At 68.6% G+C, this 21,819-nt stretch carries 24 protein-coding genes and 6 pseudogenes; 14 read left to right on the top strand and 16 right to left on the bottom strand.

Annotated elements, in window-relative coordinates:
• Positions 1 to 19: 19 nt before the first annotated feature.
• The 4 genes from OG936_RS36695 to OG936_RS36710 all read right to left on the bottom strand — a co-directional run bounded on the left by OG936_RS36695 (position 20) and on the right by OG936_RS36710 (position 2,946).
• Positions 20 to 586 (bottom strand): transposase, encoded by a 567-nt coding sequence (locus OG936_RS36695; RefSeq protein WP_406500770.1) that lies wholly within the window; start codon positions 584 to 586, stop codon positions 20 to 22.
• Positions 502 to 1,098, bottom strand: coding sequence for a winged helix-turn-helix domain-containing protein (locus tag OG936_RS36700; protein ID WP_406500075.1), 597 nt, complete (start codon positions 1,096 to 1,098; stop codon positions 502 to 504). The genes OG936_RS36695 and OG936_RS36700 overlap by 85 nt, the downstream gene beginning before the upstream one ends.
• A gap of 1,177 nt (positions 1,099 to 2,275) precedes the next feature.
• Positions 2,276 to 2,815, bottom strand: coding sequence for a helicase associated domain-containing protein (locus tag OG936_RS36705; protein WP_406500076.1), 540 nt, complete (start codon positions 2,813 to 2,815; stop codon positions 2,276 to 2,278).
• Positions 2,806 to 2,946, bottom strand: coding sequence for a hypothetical protein (locus OG936_RS36710; protein WP_406500077.1), 141 nt, complete (start codon positions 2,944 to 2,946; stop codon positions 2,806 to 2,808). The genes OG936_RS36705 and OG936_RS36710 overlap by 10 nt, the downstream gene beginning before the upstream one ends.
• A 719-nt stretch (positions 2,947 to 3,665) precedes the next feature.
• Between OG936_RS36710 and OG936_RS36715 the strand changes: the two are divergent.
• A pseudogene (locus tag OG936_RS36715) lies at positions 3,666 to 4,838 on the top strand (PP2C family protein-serine/threonine phosphatase).
• 29 nt (positions 4,839 to 4,867) lie between these two features.
• On the opposite strand, the gene OG936_RS36720 reads toward OG936_RS36715, so the two are convergent.
• Entirely contained in the window at positions 4,868 to 5,266 is a 399-nt protein-coding gene (locus OG936_RS36720) for a helicase associated domain-containing protein (RefSeq protein ID WP_406500078.1), read from the bottom strand.
• A gap of 82 nt (positions 5,267 to 5,348) precedes the next feature.
• Here OG936_RS36720 and OG936_RS36725 point away from each other — a divergent pair.
• Positions 5,349 to 5,591, top strand: a pseudogene (locus OG936_RS36725) (transcriptional regulator); the annotation flags it as partial.
• Between the two features lie 65 nt (positions 5,592 to 5,656).
• Here the strand turns inward: OG936_RS36725 and OG936_RS36730 are convergent.
• The 3 genes from OG936_RS36730 to OG936_RS36740 form a co-directional block, all read right to left on the bottom strand.
• Positions 5,657 to 6,076, bottom strand: coding sequence for a RidA family protein (locus tag OG936_RS36730; protein ID WP_406500079.1), 420 nt, complete (start codon positions 6,074 to 6,076; stop codon positions 5,657 to 5,659).
• A 118-nt stretch (positions 6,077 to 6,194) separates the two neighbouring features.
• Positions 6,195 to 6,380: a hypothetical protein gene (locus OG936_RS36735; RefSeq protein ID WP_406500080.1), complete on the bottom strand. Its 186-nt coding sequence runs from the start codon at positions 6,378 to 6,380 to the stop codon at positions 6,195 to 6,197.
• Positions 6,346 to 6,846, bottom strand: a complete 501-nt coding sequence (locus tag OG936_RS36740; protein ID WP_406500081.1) for a cupin domain-containing protein — start codon at positions 6,844 to 6,846, stop codon at positions 6,346 to 6,348. The genes OG936_RS36735 and OG936_RS36740 overlap by 35 nt, the downstream gene beginning before the upstream one ends.
• Before the next feature lie 123 nt (positions 6,847 to 6,969).
• On the opposite strand from OG936_RS36740, the gene OG936_RS36745 reads away from it, so the two are divergent.
• Positions 6,970 to 7,509, top strand: coding sequence for a MarR family winged helix-turn-helix transcriptional regulator (locus tag OG936_RS36745; RefSeq protein ID WP_406500082.1), 540 nt, complete (start codon positions 6,970 to 6,972; stop codon positions 7,507 to 7,509).
• 6 nt (positions 7,510 to 7,515) lie between these two features.
• On the opposite strand, the gene OG936_RS36750 is transcribed toward OG936_RS36745, so the two are convergent.
• The 5 genes and pseudogenes from OG936_RS36750 to OG936_RS36770 form a co-directional block, all read right to left on the bottom strand.
• The gene (locus OG936_RS36750; RefSeq protein ID WP_406500083.1) at positions 7,516 to 8,133 is read right to left on the bottom strand and encodes a histidine phosphatase family protein; all 618 of its coding nucleotides are present in this window, start codon (positions 8,131 to 8,133) and stop codon (positions 7,516 to 7,518) included.
• Positions 8,134 to 8,245: 112 nt separating this feature from the next.
• On the bottom strand, positions 8,246 to 8,497 hold the full coding sequence (locus tag OG936_RS36755; protein WP_406500084.1) for a helicase associated domain-containing protein: 252 nt from the start codon (positions 8,495 to 8,497) through the stop codon (positions 8,246 to 8,248).
• A gap of 107 nt (positions 8,498 to 8,604) precedes the next feature.
• On the bottom strand, positions 8,605 to 8,853 hold the full coding sequence (locus tag OG936_RS36760) for a hypothetical protein (RefSeq protein WP_406500085.1): 249 nt from the start codon (positions 8,851 to 8,853) through the stop codon (positions 8,605 to 8,607).
• Between the two features lie 354 nt (positions 8,854 to 9,207).
• Positions 9,208 to 9,786, bottom strand: a pseudogene (locus OG936_RS36765) (transposase); the annotation flags it as partial.
• 28 nt (positions 9,787 to 9,814) lie between these two features.
• Positions 9,815 to 10,369, bottom strand: coding sequence for an ABATE domain-containing protein (locus tag OG936_RS36770; protein WP_406500086.1), 555 nt, complete (start codon positions 10,367 to 10,369; stop codon positions 9,815 to 9,817).
• A 104-nt stretch (positions 10,370 to 10,473) separates the two neighbouring features.
• Between OG936_RS36770 and OG936_RS36775 the strand changes: the two genes are divergently transcribed.
• From OG936_RS36775 to OG936_RS36790, 4 genes and pseudogenes are all read left to right on the top strand, one after another.
• Positions 10,474 to 10,767, top strand: a complete 294-nt coding sequence (locus tag OG936_RS36775; protein ID WP_406500087.1) for a hypothetical protein — start codon at positions 10,474 to 10,476, stop codon at positions 10,765 to 10,767.
• A gap of 26 nt (positions 10,768 to 10,793) precedes the next feature.
• On the top strand, positions 10,794 to 11,879 hold the full coding sequence (locus OG936_RS36780; protein ID WP_406500088.1) for a DNA alkylation repair protein: 1,086 nt from the start codon (positions 10,794 to 10,796) through the stop codon (positions 11,877 to 11,879).
• Between the two features lie 23 nt (positions 11,880 to 11,902).
• Positions 11,903 to 12,271, top strand: a pseudogene (locus OG936_RS36785) (SDR family oxidoreductase); the annotation flags it as partial.
• A gap of 132 nt (positions 12,272 to 12,403) precedes the next feature.
• A complete protein-coding gene (locus OG936_RS36790; protein ID WP_406500089.1) occupies positions 12,404 to 12,598 on the top strand; it encodes a hypothetical protein in 195 nt (64 codons plus the stop codon).
• Between the two features lie 34 nt (positions 12,599 to 12,632).
• On the opposite strand, the gene OG936_RS36795 is transcribed toward OG936_RS36790, so the two are convergent.
• Positions 12,633 to 13,496: a helix-turn-helix domain-containing protein gene (locus tag OG936_RS36795; protein ID WP_406500090.1), complete on the bottom strand. Its 864-nt coding sequence runs from the start codon at positions 13,494 to 13,496 to the stop codon at positions 12,633 to 12,635.
• Between the two features lie 119 nt (positions 13,497 to 13,615).
• On the opposite strand from OG936_RS36795, the gene OG936_RS36800 reads away from it, so the two are divergent.
• Entirely contained in the window at positions 13,616 to 14,830 is a 1,215-nt protein-coding gene (locus OG936_RS36800; RefSeq protein WP_406500091.1) for an MFS transporter, read from the top strand.
• Positions 14,831 to 14,891: 61 nt separating this feature from the next.
• Here the strand turns inward: OG936_RS36800 and OG936_RS36805 are convergent.
• Positions 14,892 to 15,116, bottom strand: a pseudogene (locus OG936_RS36805) (IS5/IS1182 family transposase); the annotation flags it as partial.
• An 80-nt stretch (positions 15,117 to 15,196) separates the two neighbouring features.
• Here OG936_RS36805 and OG936_RS36810 point away from each other — a divergent pair.
• From OG936_RS36810 to ltrA, 5 genes are all read left to right on the top strand, one after another.
• On the top strand, positions 15,197 to 15,691 hold the full coding sequence (locus OG936_RS36810) for a JmjC domain-containing protein (RefSeq protein ID WP_406500092.1): 495 nt from the start codon (positions 15,197 to 15,199) through the stop codon (positions 15,689 to 15,691).
• Positions 15,692 to 15,746: 55 nt separating this feature from the next.
• Positions 15,747 to 15,983: a winged helix domain-containing protein gene (locus OG936_RS36815; RefSeq protein WP_406500093.1), complete on the top strand. Its 237-nt coding sequence runs from the start codon at positions 15,747 to 15,749 to the stop codon at positions 15,981 to 15,983.
• 371 nt (positions 15,984 to 16,354) lie between these two features.
• Entirely contained in the window at positions 16,355 to 16,738 is a 384-nt protein-coding gene (locus OG936_RS36820; protein WP_406500094.1) for a hypothetical protein, read from the top strand.
• A 20-nt stretch (positions 16,739 to 16,758) separates the two neighbouring features.
• Positions 16,759 to 17,763 carry an IS3 family transposase gene (locus OG936_RS36825; protein WP_406500095.1) on the top strand — a complete coding sequence of 335 codons (1,005 nt, stop codon included), beginning with the start codon at positions 16,759 to 16,761 and terminating at the stop codon, positions 17,761 to 17,763.
• A 631-nt stretch (positions 17,764 to 18,394) separates the two neighbouring features.
• On the top strand, positions 18,395 to 19,861 hold the full coding sequence (gene ltrA / locus OG936_RS36830; RefSeq protein ID WP_406491680.1) for a group II intron reverse transcriptase/maturase: 1,467 nt from the start codon (positions 18,395 to 18,397) through the stop codon (positions 19,859 to 19,861).
• Positions 19,862 to 19,981: 120 nt separating this feature from the next.
• On the opposite strand, the pseudogene OG936_RS36835 reads toward ltrA, so the two are convergent.
• Positions 19,982 to 20,179, bottom strand: a pseudogene (locus tag OG936_RS36835) (IS3 family transposase); the annotation flags it as partial.
• Between the two features lie 220 nt (positions 20,180 to 20,399).
• On the opposite strand from OG936_RS36835, the gene OG936_RS36840 reads away from it, so the two are divergent.
• Entirely contained in the window at positions 20,400 to 21,806 is a 1,407-nt protein-coding gene (locus OG936_RS36840) for an IS30 family transposase (RefSeq protein WP_406500096.1), read from the top strand.
• Positions 21,807 to 21,819: the final 13 nt, after the last annotated feature.

Raw genomic sequence — 21,819 nt, forward strand, 5'->3', positions numbered from 1 at the left:
GGTTACTGACTTCGGATCGTCAAGGTGACGCTGGTTTGTCGAGGGTTAGGCCGGTGCCCGCTATGAAGCCGTCGAGCGTGTCGGGCCGGTACTGGAGGCGTTTGAGCCGGTTGCGGACGAGCGTTTCCAGGCGGTCGAGGGCGACGACGGCGAGGTTGGCCAGGCTGCGTTTGACGTGTGCCCATACCCACTCGACGGGGTTGAGGTCGGGCGAGTAGGCGGGCAGCAGGAACACCGTCAGCCATGCACGCTCGGCGATCAGCTCACGCATGGCGTGGGAGACGTGGGTGTTCAGGCGGTCCCAGACCAGCACGATCGGCGCTTTGACGAGTTGGTGGACACCGTCGATCAGTGCGATGAAGTCGCGCTCGCTCATGCTGCGGCGCTTGCCTCTGCCGGCGGGGTGGGTACGCAGGCGGTGGCACAGACGGGTGCGGGAGCCGGGCCGCATGGCAAGCAGTCCGGCCACCGACAGCCGTCCTGAGCGTCGCCCGCTCACCGTCACCTGCGGTGTGCGGCCGCGTCGGCCCCAGGTGCGTCCCCTGGGCGGCCTGCGGGTGAAGCCTGCCTCGTCCTCGAAGCAGATGTAGCCCCCGCAGGCCGCCCGGGCTCTTTTACCTCCGCCCAGGTCGCCTCCTTCCAGACGGTGACGGCCTGCTCGTCGCGCTCGGCAACCCGCCGCGCGGGGACCTGCGGGCTGAAGCCGAGCCGGTGCATCAGCCTCGTCGCGCCGGAGGCGCTGTAGGAGACGTGGAACTTCCTGCCGATCAGCGTGGCGACCCTTGCCGCGGTCCACACCTGGTCCTCCACCCAGCCGTGCGCGGCCGGGCCCTGCTCCAGATACGCGGCCAGCTTCTCCAGACAGCGCTCGGACAGACGGCACCGCGATCCGCTCGGGCCACGGGAAGCCAGAGCCCGCACACCACCCTCCCGCCACAACTGGTGCCACTGGTAGGCCGACTTCCGGCTCACCCGTAGACGCTGTGCCACCTCCAGCGGCTTGATGCCGTGCTCGAACAGCTCAGCCGCCTGCAGCCGTACCGACTCCCGGCGCAGCCGACCCGCAGCAGTCAGCCCGCCCCCATCCGCATACCTCATCCACCACCGAATACAGCCACCACACCGGGCCCCTCAGGGACTTCGAGAAAGTTCACCCCAACGAGCCGAAGTCAGTAACGGCATTGTCCTTGGGTACGAGCCACAACTGAGCGCCCAGACCGCTCGCGGAATGCGTGCGCGAGAAGGGTTCCGGCGCCGCGGCGGCATCCAGTCGGTCTGGGACTTCGCCGACCCCGACCACACAGGCATCGGTACCGTCCCTTACGTCCGCACGCCCAACCTGCCGGCCTCCGTCATCCGCGTACAGAAGAACCCCATTGCGGTCCGGGGCGGCAACTTCGTCCTGGAGGAGGGCCAGTGCAGCCAGAGCGGCTCGCTCACTCGGTGCCCAGAAAGACCCTACGACCCGGAGAACCCCACTGACGCCGGATACTGCGGGGGCTGGCACCGCGTCCTCGTTCCCGCTCACCAGTCGAGTTCTCTCGCAGCAGAGGGCGGCACCCTGACCCTCACCCAGTTCATCGTGGAAGCTGCGGCCGGCGAGCGGATCCCATTGCAGCGGGGCGGTCACCACGGGTGGCTCCCCGCACAGCAGTGTTACCTCGAGGCGAACGGCCCGGCCCTGGACGACAAGGAACGCAAGACATCAGTACGGCAGGGGGACCGTAGCGATAGGTGCACCGAGGACCGCCCGGCTTCTGAGGTGCGGGCCGAACCGAAGCAGAGACGCGGAAGCCGCACGATCGTCCTCGAGTCCCGCGCGCAGGAAACCGAGCCTGTCAAGGTTGCGGTCGACTTCTCGGGCCAAGCGATTCCGCTCTGCCGCTTCGGTTGCGGTCAGCCCGCAAGCCTTCCGGGACCGGAAGGGCTACCAGAGCACTTTTCGTGCCGCAGAAAACACGAGGCGTGATCCATCGCATGGGACGCGACGAGCCCCACGAACTTGGGGAGGCGGACTCACGGTGACCGACCGCACGCTGAAAGCGGGGAACGCCCCACTGCTGTACGGGCAGGAGCTGCTCCCACCCGAACCGCTGCGCCGTGACCCAGCGTCCGAGGTCCTCGCCCTGGACCACGACATCGCCGTCGGCCGTGGGGAGCGTCCCGCCGGCCTGGACGTGGTTCTGGACCAGGCGCAAGCACCGCTGCCACCCGGTGTCCCACACCGGGCACCACCCCGGATCGATCGCGTCCAGCTCCTCCTGCCGCGCCCGGGTCATCGCTCCGGCCGCCGAGGGGACGGGGCGACCGGCCCCGCGCGCAGCTCCTCATTCTCCCGCGCCCTACGCGCCGCCGCCCTCGCGTTCTTCGCCCACACCCCGATCGGATGCCCCTCCCACACCGCTGTCGTCGGGGGCAGGAAGTGGCCGTGAGCGGCGGCGTACTGCTTGGCGATGGCGAGCCCGTCCGCCCAGGCCGCGTCCTGCTCCGACCACACCATCCCGAGCTTCTCCAGCTCGGCGACCCGCCCGGCCTCCAGCGTCCCGGCCGCGTACGAGCGCCGCTGGTCGGCGATCCACTGCCCGAGCGGATACCCGCCGACCCCGCCCCAGTCCTCCGGCGTGACGACCGTGTACGGCACCCGCAGCACGGTGTTCCCGGTCTCGCGCAGCCACTTCCCGGCCGCCTCGATCTCGCGCCGCCAGTACGCCCCTTCCGGGTCGATGACCCGCAGCCGCACGAACCGGGCCAGCACGGCGGGGTCGCGTTCCTCGCTGAACCGCAGCACCCCGGCCGCCGCCCCGCTCACCCGCACCCCCGCCCGTCTCCGCCCTCCAGGACGTCGTCGCCACCGTGCTCCTGGTCCTGGTCGTCGGTGTGCTCCTGGCCGCTGCGGACGTGGGGATCGGCCAGTGCCTCGATGGTGTCCGTGTCGTGCGCCCGCAAGGCCCCGAGGGCCTTGGAGAGGGTCTTTCCGGGTTTGATCGAGGACCTTGCGCGGGTCGATGGTGTGGGGTCGCGCTTGCCGGTGGTATTCGGTCTGGCTCACGCCTCGGCTCGGCCGTCTGGGGAAGGCACGCGCGGTTCTCCACCGTGCGGCTGTCCACGGTTCCCCCGGGTTCTGGCGTGTCCGGGGCGGGCCTGCTGATGCTGGTCTGCCCGACTCGAAGGTCAGGCGTTTCCTCTCCTGGATCCAGACGGACAGCGGGACGGGTGTCGGCGCTCCGCTGAAGGGATGGTCGTCTGCCGGGCGGTTGGCGACCACGGCGCGGGCCCGCCCGGATGTTCCTGGACGGGCCCGCTGTGAGGTTCGGTCAGGCCGGGACTGCGGCGGTCTCCGGATCGGCCTGGGCTGCCGCAGGCCGAGTTCGGGTTGGTCGCCCTCGCACGCGACGAGGAAGGCCTTGTCGAGATTGGGCCGGCGGGCGAGCTTGCCGGACGCCTTGTCGGTGAAGATCTGTTCGCACCCTGCGGCTTTTAGGGCGTCTTGTTGCGCTTCGGGGTGTTGATCGCGCCTGGACGAGGCCGGGGCGGTCTTTACTGTGACTGGTCACAGATTGACGCTCCCCGTGGCGGTTCCCAAGCTGATATGAGGGGCGCTGGTAGGGAGCGTGGTCGTGGGTGCTGAGCACAACGAACTTGCCCGGTTGCTGGCAGCTGCGGAGATGGCGGGCCGGTGGAGGCCGTCGATGTGGTCGCGGAGGACCTGCGGCGGCGTTTCAAAGCTACGAAGGTCTCTTTCCTCATCGTGGACCTGACGGGGAAGGCGGTGGCGCGGCTGCCCGTCGCCGGCACCCTGGGCGGGAAGCGGAGCGGTTCCCCCTGCTCGGCAGCGTCTACGAGCAGGTGATCCGTACCCAGCGGCTGTATCAGAAGGCGACCGGTCAGGAACAGCGGGTGATCGCGCCGGTCACCAACCGCGGGGATGCCATCGGGCTGCTGGAATTGCTCCTGCCGGCCGACCCTGGCGAGGACTTCCTCAATGCGATCAGGGAAGCCGCCCACATCCTGGCCTACATCGTGATCGCCAACGGGCGGTTCACCGATCTCTACGCCTGGGGCAAACGCCCCAGGCCTTCCACCTTGGCTGCAGAAATCCAGTACCAGCTGCTGCCCATGTCACTGTCGTGCGAGGCAGCACAGTTCACACTGTGTGGGAGCCTGGAGCCCTCCGAAGACCTCAGCGGCGACACCTTCGACTACGCCCTGGACCGCGACACCCTGCACCTGTCGGTGACCGACTCCATGGGCCACAACATCGACGCCGCCCTGGCCGCCACGGTCTTGGTGAGCGCCCTGCGCAGCGCCCGCCGCGCAGGAGCCGACCTGGCCGAGCAAGCCCACCGGGCCGACCAGGCCTGGCCGACCACGCCCACGCCACCGGGCAGCTACTGCGCATCAACCTCCACACCGGCCAGGCTCAGCTCGTCAACGCCGGCCACCCCTGGCCGCTGCGCATGCGCGAGGGGGCTCTGGAGGTGATCACCTGCGAGGTAGACCATCCCTTCGGCCTGTCCCTGCCCGCCCCCCACCCCTACCGCGTTCAGGACATTGATCTGCGCCCCGGCGACCGTCTGCTCATGTTGACCGACGGCATGCTCGAACGTCATGGGGAGAATGTCGACCTGCTCGCCCTGGTGGAGCGCACCCGGGACCTGCATCCGCGGGAGACCGCACTGACGCTGACGTCCGCGGTCTTGGACGCCGCTGGCGGCCGGCTCGAAGACGATGCCACCGTGATGTGCCTGGACTGGCACGGCCCCCAGGAGACCCAGCGGCAAGATGCCAGCTCCGGCGCGGACACTCAGCAAGCCTCAGCAGGCCGCACGAAGTCATAGCCGTGACCAGGGCGCTCTCCTGGACGGTTTCAGGCGGCCGGCGAGTACCTCTCGCTCTGGACGACGACGTCGCCCGCAGCCTCCGGGAGCGTTCCGTCGGCCTGGATGTGGTTCTGGACGAGGCGGTAGCAGCGCTGCCACCCGGTGTCCCAGGCAGGGCACCACCCCGGATCGACCGCGCCCAGCTCATCCCGCCGCGCTTCGGTCATCGCCCCGGCCGCCGAAGGTACGGGGAGGCCGGCCGCGCGCAGCTCCTCGTTCTCCCGCGCCCTACGCGCCGCCGCCCTCGCGTTCTTCGCCCACACCCCGATCGGATGCCCCTCCCACGTCGCGGTGGTCGGAGGGAGGAAGTGGCCGTGGGCGGCGGCGTACTGCTTGGCGACTGCCACCCCGTCCGCCCAGGCCGCGTCCTGCTCCGACCACACCATCCCGAGCTTTTCCAGCTCGGCGACCCGCCCGGCTTCCAGCGTTCCGGCCGTGTAGGCGCGGCGCTGGTCGTCGGTCCACTGCCTGAACGCTGCTGGCGGGACGCGGGTGGAGATCCATCCGTTGAACCAGTTGCAGGTGCCGCGGCCGCTTCAGCGGATGGTGGAGTACCGCGCGATGAACGTCCGCCGCTGGGACCGCATCGTCGAGGCGTGGGCGTCCGGCGACCACCAGGGCCTGGACGACGCCTGGGAGGACGTCATCGTCGACCTGGGGTCGCAGTGGGGGCAGTACGAGTACGTCACCAACGTCGGCTTCGCCGCATAGAGCAGCCCTGCACGGCGTTCTGAGCGCCTCGCCGGATATCTGATCCGAATTCCCGACTCAGGGCACTAGCTTTCGGATCCCTCGGCCGGACGGACCGCGACCGCGTCGATCTCGAAGAGCATCCCGGGCAGCGCGAGCGAGGTGACCCCGCTGAGTGTCTGGGCGGGCAGCCGGTCGGCCCAGGCGCCGTGCAGCGCCTTGCCGAGGATCTCCAGCTTCTCCAGGTCATGGTCGACGATGTACGTGCCGAGCCGTACGACATGTTCGAAGCCAAGACCGACGCCGACGAGCGCGGTGCACAGGTTGCCGAAGGACCGCTCGACCTGAGCGGCAAAGTCACCGGGCACGACCTGGCCGGTGTCGTCGGAGGCGTACTGCCCACCGATGAACACCAGATCGCCGGGTGCGGAAGCGGCATGGCTGTAACCGAACGGGGTGGGGTCGTGCAGCCCGGCAGAGTTGGTGATGGTGCGGTTGTCGCTCATGTGTGACGATTCCTCACTGAAGATTGGGTCTGGACGATCGATTCCATGGCGTTCGGCGGATCGTAGGCCGGTGCACGCACGGCCGACCGGAAACGGGGACCGACCGCAGCTGGGTGCATTACGTGCCGGACAACGGCTTGGCCGGCGTGCGGGTGATCAGATGCTGTGCGGTGGGGGTGGCGTGTCCGGTGCGGGCGTGGTGCATGAGCTGGTCGAGGGCGTCGGCGAAGTCGGCCTCGTAGCTGTCGGGGTCGGGGTGGCGGGGGCGATCAGTAACGCTGACGGGCCCGCCGCCACGCGGCACTTTCCACGAAGAAGTTGTCGAAGCGCTCTTGCGAGTCCAGGAGTTCCTGTGGATCGGCCGTGCCCTTGCGGACACGGTCCAGCAGCCGGAAGTAGTCGAAGCGCTCGACGCCGGGTGTGATGACGATCAGCACGTCGGCGCCCGCATCGGGTTCGGCGGCGAAAGCGTGCGGCAGGCCTGGTGGCACGAGGAGGAAGTCTCCCTCGTCCGCGGTGATCACACTGTCCCCGGTCAGCGCCTGGAGCCGGCCGCCGAGTACGAAGAAGAGCTCGGCGGATCCGGTGTGGTGGTGAGGCGAGGCTCCGTCGGTACCCGCGGTGAGGGTCACCCGTTGGGCACTCAGGGCCCCGCCGGTGGTGCTGGCGTCGACGAAGAGCCGTATGGCGCTGTCAGCGCTGCCCAGCATCTCGGCCTCGGCATCCCGGACCAGAATTCCGCCTTGGGCATCGGGAGTGATCAAGGACATATGCCCCTCCATTCATCGGAGCCGCATCCGACCCCGGCCGCGAGCCGGGACCGAGATCGATAGAAGTAATTCTGCATCGAATAGTACGACAGCTAACTATCGGTCGTCGAATAAGATGGAGGCGTGACCAAGGGAGACGTGACCAAACAGGGCGTGACTGTCGAGGAACGCCGGAAGCCCAGGGACGCGGTCGACCAGATCCTCGACCAGTGGCACAAGGAACGGCCGGACCTGGACCTGTCGGCGATGGGAGTCTTCGGACGACTGGGTCAGCTCTCACTCCTCCTCACCCCCGCACTCGAAGAAGTCTTCACCCGACACGGCCTGCGCCGCGGCGAGTTCGACGTACTGGCCGCACTGCGCCGCTCCGGGCCCCCTTACACCCTGATCCCGTCCGCCCTCGCGAAGACCCTGATGCTCTCCCGTGCCGGCATGACCAACCGCCTGGACCGCCTGGAGGCGGAGGGCCTGGTGGAACGCCGCCTCGATCCCACCGACCGCCGCAGCTTCCATGTCGCACTCACCGCCCGCGGACACAGAGTCGTCGACGCCGCGGTCACCGACCACGCCGCCAACGAATCCCGCCTCCTCTCCGCCCTCACCCCCGACGAACGCGAAACCCTCGACCACGCCCTGCGCACCCTGCTCCAGACGATCGAGTAATTGAGGTCATCCGGCTTTGGCGGAGTTGAGATGACGGTGTCGCCGAGGCTGACGACTTGGCGGTTGTGGAAGAAGTCGTCTTCGCGCAGTGTGGTGATGCTGCCGGAGGGCGCCCGGAAGCTGGCATAGCCGGCTGACTCGATCGGCATCTTGAATCCAGGACGCCACGATGCAGGTCAGGGAGCCGCCGTGCGTCACGATGATCTGGTGCTCGCAAGGGTTCCGCAGGATCTCGTCCATGGCTGCGTAGATGCGCTGCGCCCACGACGCCTTGGTCTCTGCACCCTTCACGCCCTCGTCGTGGTCCATCCGTTCCCTGACAGCCGGCGGTGGGATGAAGCGCTGGTCGAGCCACTCCTGCGGCCTTCCCTCCGCTTCGCCGTAGGACTTCTCCCGAAGCCTGCGATCCAGGACCGGTTTCACGCCGAACAGTTCGGCCACCTCCTCGGCCGTCCGCAGGGTGCGCTGCAGATCCGAGGAGAACAGCTCCACCTCGGCACCGTCCGGAATCTGGGCCAGCAGCGCCTGGGCGATGGAAACCGCCGCACGGACGCCGGCGGGCGTCAGCTGCGAGTCATGCCATCCGCCGACACGGACAACCCCGCCACCAACAGACACCTGCACCCCTCCATCTGTTACCCGGGCGCCCAGACTGGCCCGAGCGGCATCAGGGCGTCCGGCAAAACAGCGAAGAACAGCCCCGTCCGGTCAAAGGACGGTTCCTGCACGCCCACTCCTACCAGCGCATACCGAGTGCATCGAGGTCCGCACGGCGCTGCCCGGTGAGCCTGTCGGCGCGTTTGCGTACGTTGTCGAGCCAGGCGCCGAGCTTGACCCCCACGGGCTCTCCAGCACCTGCCTGGCGGCTTCCCGGCCCCGCAATACCCTCCGCTGCTCCTTCCAGGTGTTCGGTGTGCTTGCGGGGTACGCGTAGATGCCCTTCCCGGGCATGGAACTGCCGTGCCGCTGCCAGATTGACCGCCCACATGTCGTCCTGCGTCCGTTTTACTGGCCGTTCTGCTTGCCTGGGTGAAGATCACCTCGCACGCGTGTGAGGTTCGGCCGTGATGTCACTGGGATGTTCGGCGTTGTATGTCACTGACGTGTAGGTGTATTCGCGCTGCTCAAGGGCGGTTGGATCGGTCGATCATGGTGACAGCTCCCCGGGTATTGCAGTGACGTGAAGCCGTATCGGCCGGTGTCTCCGTAGGGCTCGTTGACGGTGCCGAGGCGGGCGGCGAGCATCCGGGTGAAGGCGATCTTCTCTTTCAGGGCGGCGAGGCCGTCGGGGACGGTGCCAATGTGCTGGCGTGACAAGGAATTCGGCAGCGTCGACCAGACCATTGCCAGGAGCGCCGACCATCCCTACAGCACCCACAGAACGTGGAGCGTTACGGCAAGAAGTACGGCTGGATCGCCTACCATGAAATGCTCGGGTGTCTCCCAGACGCTGGCCGCGCACCGGCCCCGTTCGGGGACGCGGAACGGTTGATGCCCGATATCGACCCGACCTTCCCCGACAGGCCTCCGTTGGCACCCAGGTCCCTTCCGTCATGGGCCCCCGCGGAGCCCACGGACGACCAGACCTGGCTCACATCTGGGAGGGTGACCGTCCCGGACCAGCTGTGGTCACCCGAGGAGATTCATGGAGTGGACGGCGGCTGGCTTCTGGTCGAGGGGTATCTGGACCACCGCTCTGGCGAGGAGGGCCGGTTCGGCGGCGAGCAGGTCCAGCAGGGTCTCGCGCTCGTCGGCCTTGGCTCAGGTCAGGACGAAGATGACGGACAGGCCCTGGAGGGTGCACACCAGGTGCAGCCGAAGGCCCCAGAAGAAGCGGCTGCGGCTGGCGCAGTACCCGTACTCGGCCCATCCGGCCAGGTCGGAGCGTTTGACAGTCTCGCGTGAACGGCCACACTCCACCGGCGTGGAGTCCACGATCCACACGTCGTCGCTCCACACGGTGGTCTCGGTGGCCAGGAGCCGGGTGACCCGGCGGAGTAGCTCGGCAGCCTTGCGCAGGCGCTTGTTGTAGCCGGGCTGCTTCGGCAGGTACGGGAAGAGATGCCGCAGGTGGGAGCGGGCATGGCGGAGCCACCGGGCCTCGGAGGTGAAGCCGAGCATGGCCTGCATCATCGCGAGCGTGACCAGTCCGGCGTCGGTGAGCTTCGGGGCGATACCCAACGCCGGCCGCCACGGAGCAAGCTGCGGCGAACCCTTCAGCAGGTCGTCGGTCTCCGCATAGAGTGCGGTCGCGAGGGAGTCCAAGTCTGGTGTCATAACCTGACTTTGGGGTTCCCTTGTCTCATCAGCTGCGGGTTCCCGTTTCTCGTGGCTGGCGCCGGGTGGACCTCGCCCGGTTGCCGCAGCCGAGGGAACACCATGCCTGGTCACGTCGCCTGGCCAGGAAGAACATGCCACAACTGGGGGCGTGGCAGCGCCGCACCCGCTGACGGTCCGGACCCGCGGCCAGGACAAGCGTCTCGCGGGCGACGACGGCGTCGGCGCCGCCACCCTGTTCCTGCTGTGTGAGCAGGCCGTCGCCGGTCATCCGGAAGACGACGGGGGCGGACGAGGCGAGTTCGTTCAAACGGGTCCGCAGGCTGTCGGTGAGCGGCCGCTGTCCGGCTGTCGCGTCCAGCGCGTCGCGGACCAACCCACGCAGCCGCTTCAGCTCCTCCAAGGGCAGGGCAGCCAGTCTGCGGTCGGCGGCGCGGGCGCGCCATCGCCTGGTGAGTTCCCGATCGGCGAGGAAGTCGACGTCGCCGCGCGCCGGGCCTGCGCCGACGACGACGGTGTTGGCCAGGTCGAGGACCGGGTCCTCGCCGATCCACGGCATTTCCTGCAGGTCCCGGATGGTCATGCCCCTCAATCTACTGGATTCAGGTCAGTGAACCCGTGATAACTTCAGCTCACGGATTTGATCCACCAACTCCGTGAGTCACGTGATCGACGAAGGGTGATGCCATGAGTACGACCATCGAGTACGTCAGGTTCGACACCGACGACCCCGCCGCCCTCACCGCCCACCGGGAGCAGCTCGTCGAACTACTCAAGGAGCACTACGGCGACGGCTTTCAGGGCGCCCACCTCGCCCGGTTCGACGACGGCACCGTCCTGGACTTCATCATCTGGTCGTCCGCCGCCGTCGCCGAGCGCGCGGCCAAGGAAATGCCGACCGACCCCCGGGCGCAGGGCTTCTTCAGCCGAATCGGCACCGTGCACGAGATGCGGCACGCTCAGGTGCTGCACACCGCATAGCCCCCGAGATCAAGGAGAATGACGCCGTGCCCTCGGCAGACGAACTACTCAGCGCGGACACCGTCGCCGACCTCGCCCGATGCCTCACGCGAGCCGGTGACGGGATCACGGCGCACGAGACCCGGGGGTGCGGCACCATCCTGGACGGGCTGAGCTTCACCGAGCGCGTCGCCCTGATCAGAAATGCCGTCCTGGCTGATCTTCCGGCGGACTACCCGGCCTTCGCGAACGTGTTGCGCGCCGCACTGCGGGACAGCGATTTCACCGGATGGATGATCTTCCCTGTCACCGAGGCCGTCGCCGTACGGGGCCGGGACGCCTTCGAACCGGCGCTCGCCCTGCTTGCAGAACTCACCCCGCGCCTGACCGCGGAGATCGCCGTCCGGCCCTTCCTCCGTGCCGACCTGGAACGCGCGCTCCGGGTCATGACGCCGTGGACCGCGCATCCCGACCTCCACGTCCGCCGACTGGCCAGTGAGGGCACGCGACCAAGATTGCCCTGGGCGCCCCAGCTTCCGGAGCTGATCGCGGATCCGACACCCGCACTGCCCCTGCTCGACGCGCTGTACCGGGATGACTCCGAATACGTCCGCAGATCAGTGGCCAACCACCTCAACGACATCAGCCGTGACCACCCCGACATCGCCACCGATGTCGCGGCGCGCTGGCTGAGCGAGCCGGCACCGACGACGACCCGGTTGGTACGGCACGGCCTGCGGACCCTGATCAAGTCCGGCCACGCCGGAGCCCTTACGCTGCTCGGCCACTCCCCGGACAGTCCCGTCGCTGTCGAGGGCCCGCACGTCCACGCCTCAGAGATCCGGGTCGGCGACTATCTGCTGTTCGACTACTCGGTGACCAACGCCCACGATCAGACCGCTCACCTCGTCATCGACTACGTCGTCCACCACGTGAAAGCCAACGGCAGCCGCACTCCCAAGGCCTTCAAACTCACCACGCGGTCCCTGGCTCCCGGCGAGACGTGGCGCGCGACACGCAGACACTCCTTCAAGCCGATCAGTACACGGCGCTACCACCCGGGTGTCCATCTGGTGCAGCTCCAGGTCAACGGCCGATCCCACGGGGAAGCCTCGTTCACGCTGCTCTGCTGAGGGCAACCGCCTCGCATCCCGCTGCCGCGGTCCGGCACATGGTCGAGGGCGGGCGGATCGTCAACATCGGCAGTTGCACGGCCGAGCGGGCCGCGCTCGGCGGCGGTTCCCTGTACTCGATGAGCAAGACCGCCCTGATCGGCCTGACCACGTCGCTCGCCCGCGATTTGGGCCCGAGGGGCATCACGGCCAACATCGTCCACCCCGGACCCATCGAGACCGACACGAACCCCTCCGAGGGAGCTGCGGCCGACATACAGAGGGGCTTCACGGCTCTCGGCCGCTACGGACAGCCGTGGAAGGTAGCCGCGACCGTGGCGCACCTCGCAGGTGACGGTGGCCGGTACATCACCGGCGCGTCGGTCGCCGTGGACGGCGGCTTCGCCGCATGAGTGCTGTGTTCAAAGTCCCGGTGGGAGTTTCCCCAGCTAACGAGCTGGTCTGAGGAGCGGTGCCGGGTTTCGTGCGACTCGCGCGACCGACTGTCGTTGGAAGGGAAAGCGACGACGAGTTGGAGGGCCGGGATGGATGCCGAAGACCTCGAGATCACGCCGACGCAGGGGCCGAGCTGTGAGGGTGTCCGTGACCTGATCGTGGAACTTCTGGAAGCTCATTCGCTGGTCAGCCGTGTCGTCCCGGTCCGTGAGGCTCGGGGCGACATCGGCCTGCACGTCGAGATCGGCGGACTTGATTTCGAGATGTGGGTGGACCCTGCGTAGAACGGTGGTGAGCCCGGCGCTGGCGGTGGCAGGCTCATCGGGTGCCTGCCAGCAGGGTGGGCGCGGTGAGGAGCGCGCGGACGCGCGAGTCGTCGGGATCGTTGCGGAGTTCGTAGATCTCCAGGCGCTGGTCGGGCCGGTCGGACTGGGCCCAGAGCTGGAAGTCGACGGTCACGTGGCCCGCGCCCGGGTGGATCATGTGCTTGGTTCCGGCGACGCATTCGCCGACGCGTCCGGACGCCCACAGGGCGGCGAAGGCGTCGTCCCTCACGCACAGCTCGCCGATCATGCGGGTCAGGACTTCGTCGTCCGGGTACTTCCCGCTGATCAGCCGCAGGTACGCGACATAGTCGGCGGCCTCCTTGCCCCAGTCCCGGTAGAGGGCGCGGGCCTGGGGGTCGAGGAAGAGCAGGCGGGGCAGGGACGGCTGGGTGCTGGGGTGGTCGGGAGCGTCGGCGGGCAGGTGCGGGGCGATCAGGGCGTGTCCCAGGTCGTTCCAGGCCAGTACGTCGTTGCGGCGTCCCAGGATGATGGCCGGCCGGGTGGCGACCAGGGAGAGCAGTGTCCGGGCGTTCGGGCTGACCGTCTCCGGGCCGTGGTCTGCCGTGGCAGGGGTGCGTTTGGTCCGCGCCAGGTCGAGCAGGTGTTCCGTCTCCGTGACCGAGAGTTGCAGGGCCCGGGCCAGCGCGAGCAGAACCTCGTCGGAGGCGTGGCGGCTGTGGCCCTGTTCCAGTCGGGTGTAGTAAGTGACGCTGACGCCCGCCAGCTGGGCGACCTCTTCCCGTCGCAGGCCCGGGACCCGGCGGCGGACTCCGAACCCGTTCAGGGGAGTGGCCTCCGGCGGCAGCGCGGCGCGCTTGGCCCGGAGGAAGACGGCCAGATCACCCGGATCGTTCATGAATCAACTTTAAAGCGATGCGGGCGGGCGCGACCATATCCCTATGAGTGCCACCCTTCCCGGGGCGTGCAAAAGAAGGGATCTGGTAGCTGACCAGGACTTCTCCCAGGATCGAGGGCATGCCTTTGCCCATCATTGCTCTCGCTCTGACCGCCTTCGCCCTGGGGACAGCCGAACTGGTCCCCAACGGTCTGCTGCCGCTTATCAGTGACGACCTGGGAGTGTCCGTGTCCCGGGCCGGCTGGGTCACCACCAGCTTCGCGCTCGGCGCGATGATCGGCGGACCGCTCGTCGCGGCCGCCACGATGCGTCTGCCCCGCAAGCCCCTGGTGATCGGCCTCGCCCTGGTGTTCATGGCCGCCAACGCCCTCACCGCGGCCACCGGCTCCCTGCTGGTCGTGTCGGCCTCGCGGGCGCTCGCCGGGGCGATGCTCGGCAGTTTCCTCGGGATCGCGATCACCATCGCCAGCAGCCTGGTCGCACCCTCCCGTCGGGCCACGGCCATCGCCGTGGTGTTCACCGGCTTCACCGTGTCCAACGTGATCGGCGTCCCCATCGGCAACATCATGGGACGCGCGGCAGGATGGGAGGCTGCTTTCTGGGTCGTGTTCGTCCTGGCGCTCGTCGGCGCCGTCGCCATGTGGATGCTCCTGCCCGGCAGCACCGCGGGCAGCGAAGGCCAGGCGGAGGATCGCGGCTTCGGTGTTCTGCGCAGCGGCGCCCTGTGGGCGGCCTTCCTCGCCATCGCGCTCAGCTACGGCGGGCTCTTCGTCGTCTACACCTACATCGCCCCCTACCTGACGACCGTCACCGGCGTCTCCGCCGACTCCGTCACCTGGCTGCTCCTGTTGTTCGGTGCGGGGCTGATCGGCGGCAACGCTCTCGGTGGCCGCTACGCGGACCGGTCGGTGACCCGCACCGTGGTCGTCATCCTCGGCGCTCTGACCGTCTCGCTGCTGGCCCTGTGGGCCCTGGGTTCCGTCCTGCCCGCTGTCCTCGTCCTGCTGGTGCTGCTCGGCGGCGCGGGCTTCGGCATGGTGCCGCCGCTGCAGTCCTACGCCCTGCACCTGGCCGGCACGGCATCCGTCCTGGTGTCCGCGCTCGCCGCCGCGTCGTTCAACTCCGGCGTCGCGCTCGGCTCCGCGGTCGGGGGCATCGTCCTGGACCAGGCGTCGGCGTATCCGGTGCTGGCCGTGGTTGGCGCCGGGATGACGCTGCTCGGCCTGTCCGTCTTCCTCCTCACCCACCGCCGCCACACCGCCCGGCAGACCTCGACGGACCACACCACGGCAGCCCACCCGGCGGCAGCCGACCCGGTGGCCCAGCACGTCTGAGTCCGCAGCCGGACGGCAAATCCCGGGGGCGAGCCGCGATCATGAGTGCGGAACAACAGCGCGGGATCAGGGGGCCGTCCACCATCAGCACGGCGTCCTTGCGAAACCGTTTGCACGGCTGGAGTGCCAGCGAGGGCCCGAGGTGGTCGATGAAGCGGTCCGCGGCCGACTTCGCACCCCGAAAAGGGGGCGCCAGCTGCCGCAGCGTGAGGTTGGTCCGCCAGCAGGCGGCTTCCAGCAGCACCCGGTCCTCAAGCGGCAGGCTCCACGCCACACCGGTTTCTACCCGCCGCCACACCGTGTGGCCAGCTGCACCGGCCCCTGGCCCGGCTCGCCGAGGACCTGGAGCGCACGTTCCGGACCGACGTGAGGGCGAACGTGTACGCCTCCTGGACGCCCACCGAAGGGTTCGGCGTCCACTGGGACGATCACGCGGTCCTGGTCGTGCAACTGGACGGCGCCAAGCGCTGGCGGCTGTTCGGGCAGACCCGCCCGGCTCCGCTGTACCGGGACACCGAGCTGCCGCCCGAACCACCGGCGGAACCGCTGGCCGACCTGGTGCTGCACCCGGGAGACCTGCTGTACGTGCCGCGCGGCTGGTGGCACTCGGTCAGCGCCGACCAGGGCGGCCCCAGCCTGCACGCCACGTTCGGCTTCGAACCCCACACCCCCGTCAACCTGCTCGACTGGCTCGCCGAACAGCTCATCTCCCGAGAGGAATTCCGCACCGACCTGCCCCTGCTCGACACCCCCGAAGCACAGGCCGCCACGTGCGCGGGCTGCGCAAGCTGCTCCTGGCCGAGCTGGACGACCCGGAGCTGCTGGCCCGGTACGCCACCGCGATGGACGGCCGGTCGGTAGGGCGGCTGACGCCGAGCCTGCCGTACGTGGGCGGCGTCCCGGCCGACCCGGGCCTATGGGTCCGGATGACCACCGCCCGCGCCGTGCTCACCACGACCGGCTGCTGGCCGCCGCCGGCAGCGAGTACGAGTTCGCCCCGGCCGCAGAGCCGGTGCTCCGGCCGTTGGTCGACGGCCAGGCCCTCACACTGGCCGACCTCGCGGCCGCCGCCAGCCTGGAGGTCGACGACGTCGCCGCCCTGGTCGGCGAGCTGGTCGACGGCCAGGCCGCCGCCGTCAGCAACGTGTCGTAGCCGCGGGCCCTGTGACGGTGGTCGGCATCCGACCACCGTCACCAATCGCAGTACTCGCCCCGGAAGGCCGGATCTGGCTGGCCCTCGCCGCCGCTCCGACAGACTGGCAGTAGGCCGTCCTACGGCCGCGCGACACCCCCCTCGAACCTCAATCCACTTGCGGGAGACCCCGGTGTACTCGCCCCCTCCGACCCAGCCGACGAACAGCGCATGCGCGCCCAGCACGAACGCGCGGCGCAGGCATTGAAGGTGACCTGCACCGACGGAGAACCCTTCTGGGGCTGGGACGGCCCCCTCTCTGTCAGCCTTGGGTGAGACGTTCCGCTTCGGCGGGTTAGCCTGAGAGGGCGCGACAGGAGAACCACCCCCTCATGACCAGCACCAAGCCCGCCGGGTCCGACCCGGCTACCTGGCCGAAGCGCCGCACGTTCAGCCCGGAGTACAAGCTGCGGATTGTGGCCGAGTACGACGCCGCGCCCAAGAACGAGAAGGGCGCGATCCTGCGCCGGGAACGGCTGTACCACTCCCACGTCAAGGAGTGGCGGACCGCGCGGGATGCCGGGGCCCTGGAGAAGCTGGTCGACAAGCGCACCAGCCCGGCGAGGCCGAAGAAGTCGGCCGCTGAGACGGAGAACGAGAAGCTGCGCCGCCAGGTGGAACGGCTGGAGAAGGAACTGGCCCGGAACAAGGCCGCACTGGAAGTCATGGGAAAAGCTTCCGCGCTCTTAGAAATGATCTCCGAGAGCGCGGACTGAGCCCTGCCGCCGACCCGGCGGTGGACGGGGCGTTCACCGGTGTCGAGGGTGAGCTGGGCATCACGGCCGCCTGCCGGCTGACCGGCCGGTCGCGGGCCACCCACTACCGACGGCTGCGGCCCCCATCACCGCGCGGGCCCCGCAAGCAGCAGGTGCAGCCCTCGTCGCTCACGGCCGAAGAACGGGCTGCGGTACTGGAGTTGATGAACAGCAACGAATACGCCGAACTGTCGCCCGCACAGATCTGGGCCCGCGAGCTGGATGCCGGGCGCTACCACTGCTCCGTCTCCACGATGTACCGGATCCTGCGGGAGCAGGGCCAGACCGGCGAGCGCCGCCGCCAGGCGACCCATCCGGCCAGGACGGTGCCCGAACTGGTCGCCATCGGCCCGTCGCAGGTGTTCACCTGGGACATCACCAAGGTGGCCGGTCCCGAGAAGGGTGTCTGGTATCACGCCTACGTCATCATCGACATCTTCAGCCGGTACATCGTCGGCCACACCGTCGAGCGGGCCGAGTCCGCCGGGCGGGCCGAGGAGCTGATCCGCGAGACCATCACCCGCAACGGCATCGTGCCCGAGACCGTGCACGCTGACCGCGGCACCTCGATGACTTCCAAGAAGGTCTCCCAGCTGCTCATCGATCTGGGCGTGACACGCTCGCACTCGAGACCGAAGGTCTCCAACGACAACCCTTACAGCGAGGCCCAGTTCAAGACCACGAAGTACATGTCGGACTTCCCGGAAAGGTTCGACTCGCTCGCCCACGCCCGCGAGTGGTTCGACGCCTTCCTCACGTACTACAACCACGAGCACCGGCACTCGGGCATCGGCTGGCACACGCCCGCCTCCGTCCACTTCGGGACCGCCGAGGAGGTCCGCGACCAGCGCGCGGTCACCCTCGCCGAGGCATACGAACGCCACCCCGAACGCTTCGGCCGCCGCCCCCGACCACCCGTAATACCCCAGACAGCCTGGATCAACGACCCGGCCAAGCGTAGAGAGCCCGCACCACAGATCTCATAGCGTCACGACCGTCTCACTGGACTTGAAATCTTCGTGCGCCGTGCAAAGCGCTGCTTGACCGAGTGGAGGTGGAAGACCTGCACCGCGAGCCCCGTCGCAGCGGGGCGAGCGTAGCTGACGGCAGCCTGAACCGAGAGGCGTCGGCAAGGGCGAGAGCAGCCGTGACAAAGCCGGGACGGTCCAGCACTGCCAGATGGGTCGGGTCCGGCGAGCGAGACGCAGAGGTGTACGAGAGGAACCGGCGTTTACGTCCCGTAATGAGTCACCGGCTCGAACCTGGCGGATCTGGGCCGGATGGCGGTGCGCAACCGCTTCCGCAGTACGGGAGCGGGGAACTCTCGGGCAGGTCTGTAGATGCAGGCCCGGGAGGCCACGGTGAATGCCTGCGGCGTAACCGTGGCGATGCCGCCGGGACAGAGTCGGGCACCTCCTGCGACGAACGGTCAGCAGTGAACACGGGAACCCTCCCGCATCCGTCACGAGTCCGCGCCGCCAGCGCGGAGTTCGAGGCTGGACCCACCGTCGGTCGACCGGTGCGGGAGGGGGCGGAGCCGCCGTAGTACTCAGAGCCGGGGAGAGCCCGGAGCAAGGGGAAGGGCGGCAGTAGTTCCATGAAGGGAAGGATGCTGTAATGCCAGAAGACGCGCCGCCGAACGGCGGCGCTCCGGAAGGAGATCCCTCAGCGGGGCCCTTCGGCCGGGTACTGGAGATGCAGGCCAAGCTTCACCGTTGGGCGGTGGCCGACCCCGGCCGCCGGTTTGACGACCTGTTCAATTTCGTTCATGACCCGGCGACGCTCATCGTGGCGTTCGACCGGGTCGCGGGCAACCAGGGAGCCCGAACCGCCGGCGTGGACGGTGTGGCCGTCACCGACGTCGAGCGGGATATTGGAGCACCCGGGTTCCTGGACGGTCTGCGCTCGGACGTGAAGTCCGGCGCGTTCCGGCCCCTGCCGGTGAGGGAGCGCAAGATCCCCAAGCCGGGCGGGTCGGGAAAGGTTCGCAGCCTCGGTATTCCCACGGTGGCGGACCGGACCGTTCAGGCCGCGCTGAAGCTGGTGCTGGAACCCATCTTCGAGGCCGACTTCCTGCCGGTCTCCTATGGGTTCCGGCCCAAACGGCGGGCTCAGGACGCGATCGCGGAGATCCAGCGTTTCGGCTCCAAGGGATATCACTGGGTGCTGGACGCCGACATCGAAGCGGCCTTCGACAACGTCTCCCATCGCGCCGTTATGGGCGCCGTGCGGAAACGGGTCAAGGACAAGCGTGTCTTGGCGCTGGTCAAGGCGTTCCTCAAGGCAGGCATCCTCAATGAGGACGGCCAGCGAAGGGACACCCACACCGGCACCCCGCAGGGCGGCATCCTCTCCCCGCTGATCTTCAACGTCGCGTTGTCGGCGCTCGACGAGCACCTGCACCGCGACTGGCTGCCCGGCGGGCGGATGGATGGCCAGTACCCGCGTCGCAAGCGTCGTCGGCATGGCCTGCCCAACTGGCGAATTGTCCGCTACGCGGACGATTTCGCGATCATGGTGCATGGCTCTGCCGAGGATGCGGCGGCCCTCCAGGGCGAAGTAGCCTCCGTGCTCGAACCTTTGGGGTTGAGGCTGTCACCAGCCAAGACCCGAATCGCGCACATAGAGGACGGGTTCGACTTCCTCGGGTTCCGCATCCGGCGGCGCCGCAAACGGGGAAGTAACAAGTGGTACGTCTACGCGTTCATCGCCGCGCGGCCCGTCCGCTCGGTGAAGGACAAGATCCGTGCCCTGACCCGCAGGACGTCACAGGCTGACCCCAGGGAAGTGCTGATCCGGCTCAACCAGATCATGCGCGGCTGGGCCAACTACTTCCGGCATGCCGTCGCGAAGCACACGTTCCGCATGCTCGGGGCCTTCCTCTGGCATCGCGTGATCATGTGGCTCAAGACAATGCACCGCTGGTCTTGGAAGGACGTCCGCAGCCGGCTCCTTGGCCCTCACGGGTCATGGCTGCCGATCACCGCGGACGGGGTCGAACTGATCAACCTGGCGCGGACACCGGCGATCACCCGGTACCGCTACCGGGGCGACACGATCCCCAGCCCCTGGCCCACAGCCTGACAACCAGTCCGACGAGAGGAACTGTGGAGAGCCCGGTACTCGGAGACGGGTACGCCGGGTTCGGAGAGCGGCCTGGAGAAACGGGCCGGTGGCAACACCGGAACCGCGCTTCAGGCCGACTCAACCGGTCTCGGGGGCAGGGCGGGTGGTGCGCGGGCTCTTGGCCCGGATCACCCCGCGGAGCCCGGCCTGCCGCATGAGGCGTTCAACCGTGCAGCGGGCCACCTCGAACCCCTCGCGCAGGAGGGCGGCATGGACTTTGCGGGCCCCGTAGACACCGTAGTTGTCGGCGTGGATGCGGTGTATCTGTTCGGTGAGCTCCGCATCGCGCCGGTTGCGGGCCGACGGTGGGCGGTTGTGGGCGGCGTAGTAGTATCGCGTTCGCCCGCCGCAGTTCCTTCACCTCCCGCTCCAGCTCCGCGATCCGGGCGGCCTCGGTGCTGGTGGTCCCGGGCACGGTGCCTTCGTCGGTCTCGGCCCGCTTGAGCCAAGGTGGATTCAACTGATCGTCGCAACACCTCGACCCTGGAGGTGTTGGATGGGCCGGCCAGCGGGATGGGCCACACGGCTGACGGGGCGTCCGGCAATGCGGTCGCCGGGGCGGCCCCCAATCCGTCGGGAGGTGGAGCGGGCTTTCTGGATGAAGATCGCCGAGGGGATGACCAGCGAGGCGGCGGCGGTCACGTGCGGCGTATCCCCAGTGGTGGGGTCCCGCTGGTTCCGTGAACGTGGCGGCATGCCGTCGATCCAGCTCAGCACGCCCTCGGGCAGATACCTGTCCTTCACGGAACGCGAAGAAATCGCGCTGCTCAACGCCCAGGGCCTGGGAGTCCGCGAGATCGCACGCCGCCTGGGCAGGGATCCGTCGACCATCTCGCGGGAGCTGCGACGCAACGCGGCCACCCGCGGCGGGCAGCTCGCCTACCGGCCCTCGATCGCCCAGTGGAAGGCGGAACTGGCGGCACGGCGTCCGAAGACGCCGAAGCTCGTGGCCGATGAACAGCTGCGTGAGTATGTGCAGAACCGGCTCGCCGGGGACGTACGCCGTCCGGACGGAACACAGGTCACCGGGCCGAAGACGCCACGGTGGAAGGGACGGAACAAGCCCCGCCGTCAGGACCGGCGGTGGGCGACGGCCTGGAGTCCCGAGCAGATCGCGGGCCGGCTCAGGACGGATTTCCCCGATGATGAGTCCATGCGCATCTCGCACGAGGCGATCTACCAGGCGCTTTACATCCAAGGACGCGGAGCCCTCAAGCGTGAGCTGGTCGGCTGTCTGCGTACCGGGCGTGCGCTGCGGGTTCCCCGCGCCCGAGCCCGACGGCGGGCGAACGGGCACGTCACCCCCGAGGTGATGATCAGCCAACGACCGGCCGAGGCCGAGGACCGTGCAGTCCCGGGACACTGGGAAGGCGACCTCATCATCGGCACCGGCAAGTCCGCGATCGGCACTCTGGTCGAGCGCACGACCCGGTTTACCATGCTGCTGCACCTGCCCCGGATGGAAGGCTTTGGCACCGAGCCGAGGGTGAAGAACGGGCCGGCGCTGGCCGGTCTGGGTGCCGAGGCCGTCAGGGACGCGATCGCCTCCACGATCACCACGCTGCCCGAGCAGCTGCGTCGCTCGTTGACCTGGGACCGCGGCAAAGAACTGGCGCAGCATGCCCGGCTCCGCGTCGACACCGGCCTCGAGATCTACTTCGCGGACCCGCACAGCCCGTGGCAACGCGGCACGAACGAGAATACGAACGGGTTGCTGCGGCAGTACTTTCCGAAGGGCACGGACCTGTCCCGATGGCAGACAGACGACCTCGCAGCCGTTGCACTCGCCCTCAACAGCCGCCCCCGCAAAACCCTCGGATGGAAGACACCCGCTGAAGCCCTCAACGAACACCTACTCTTGACTCAAGAAGCCGGTGTTGCGACAACTGAAGTTCCCCCTTGATCTTGGACAGCGG

It is taken from the genome of Streptomyces sp. NBC_00846, from assembly GCF_045207325.1.
Taxonomy (GTDB): Bacteria; Actinomycetota; Actinomycetes; order Streptomycetales; family Streptomycetaceae; genus Streptomyces.

Excerpts from the sequence above, each read along its gene's own strand:
- OG936_RS36700 (WP_406500075.1), bottom strand. The coding sequence starts at position 1,098 with ATGAGGTATGCGGATGGGGGCGGGCTGACTGCTGCGGGTCGGCTGCGC.
- OG936_RS36720 (WP_406500078.1), bottom strand. The coding sequence starts at position 5,266 with ATGGTGTGGTCGGAGCAGGACGCGGCCTGGGCGGACGGGGTGGCAGTC.
- OG936_RS36730 (WP_406500079.1), bottom strand. The coding sequence starts at position 6,076 with ATGAGCGACAACCGCACCATCACCAACTCTGCCGGGCTGCACGACCCC.
- OG936_RS36740 (WP_406500081.1), bottom strand. The coding sequence starts at position 6,846 with ATGTCCTTGATCACTCCCGATGCCCAAGGCGGAATTCTGGTCCGGGAT.
- OG936_RS36755 (WP_406500084.1), bottom strand. The coding sequence starts at position 8,497 with ATGTGGGCGGTCAATCTGGCAGCGGCACGGCAGTTCCATGCCCGGGAA.
- OG936_RS36760 (WP_406500085.1), bottom strand. The coding sequence starts at position 8,853 with ATGGTCTGGTCGACGCTGCCGAATTCCTTGTCACGCCAGCACATTGGC.
- OG936_RS36770 (WP_406500086.1), bottom strand. The coding sequence starts at position 10,369 with ATGACCATCCGGGACCTGCAGGAAATGCCGTGGATCGGCGAGGACCCG.
- OG936_RS36775 (WP_406500087.1), top strand. The coding sequence starts at position 10,474 with ATGAGTACGACCATCGAGTACGTCAGGTTCGACACCGACGACCCCGCC.
- OG936_RS36790 (WP_406500089.1), top strand. The coding sequence starts at position 12,404 with ATGGATGCCGAAGACCTCGAGATCACGCCGACGCAGGGGCCGAGCTGT.
- OG936_RS36795 (WP_406500090.1), bottom strand. The coding sequence starts at position 13,496 with ATGAACGATCCGGGTGATCTGGCCGTCTTCCTCCGGGCCAAGCGCGCC.
- OG936_RS36800 (WP_406500091.1), top strand. The coding sequence starts at position 13,616 with ATGCCTTTGCCCATCATTGCTCTCGCTCTGACCGCCTTCGCCCTGGGG.
- OG936_RS36815 (WP_406500093.1), top strand. The coding sequence starts at position 15,747 with ATGGGTCCGGATGACCACCGCCCGCGCCGTGCTCACCACGACCGGCTG.
- OG936_RS36820 (WP_406500094.1), top strand. The coding sequence starts at position 16,355 with ATGACCAGCACCAAGCCCGCCGGGTCCGACCCGGCTACCTGGCCGAAG.
- ltrA (WP_406491680.1), top strand. The coding sequence starts at position 18,395 with ATGCCAGAAGACGCGCCGCCGAACGGCGGCGCTCCGGAAGGAGATCCC.
- OG936_RS36840 (WP_406500096.1), top strand. The coding sequence starts at position 20,400 with ATGGGCCGGCCAGCGGGATGGGCCACACGGCTGACGGGGCGTCCGGCA.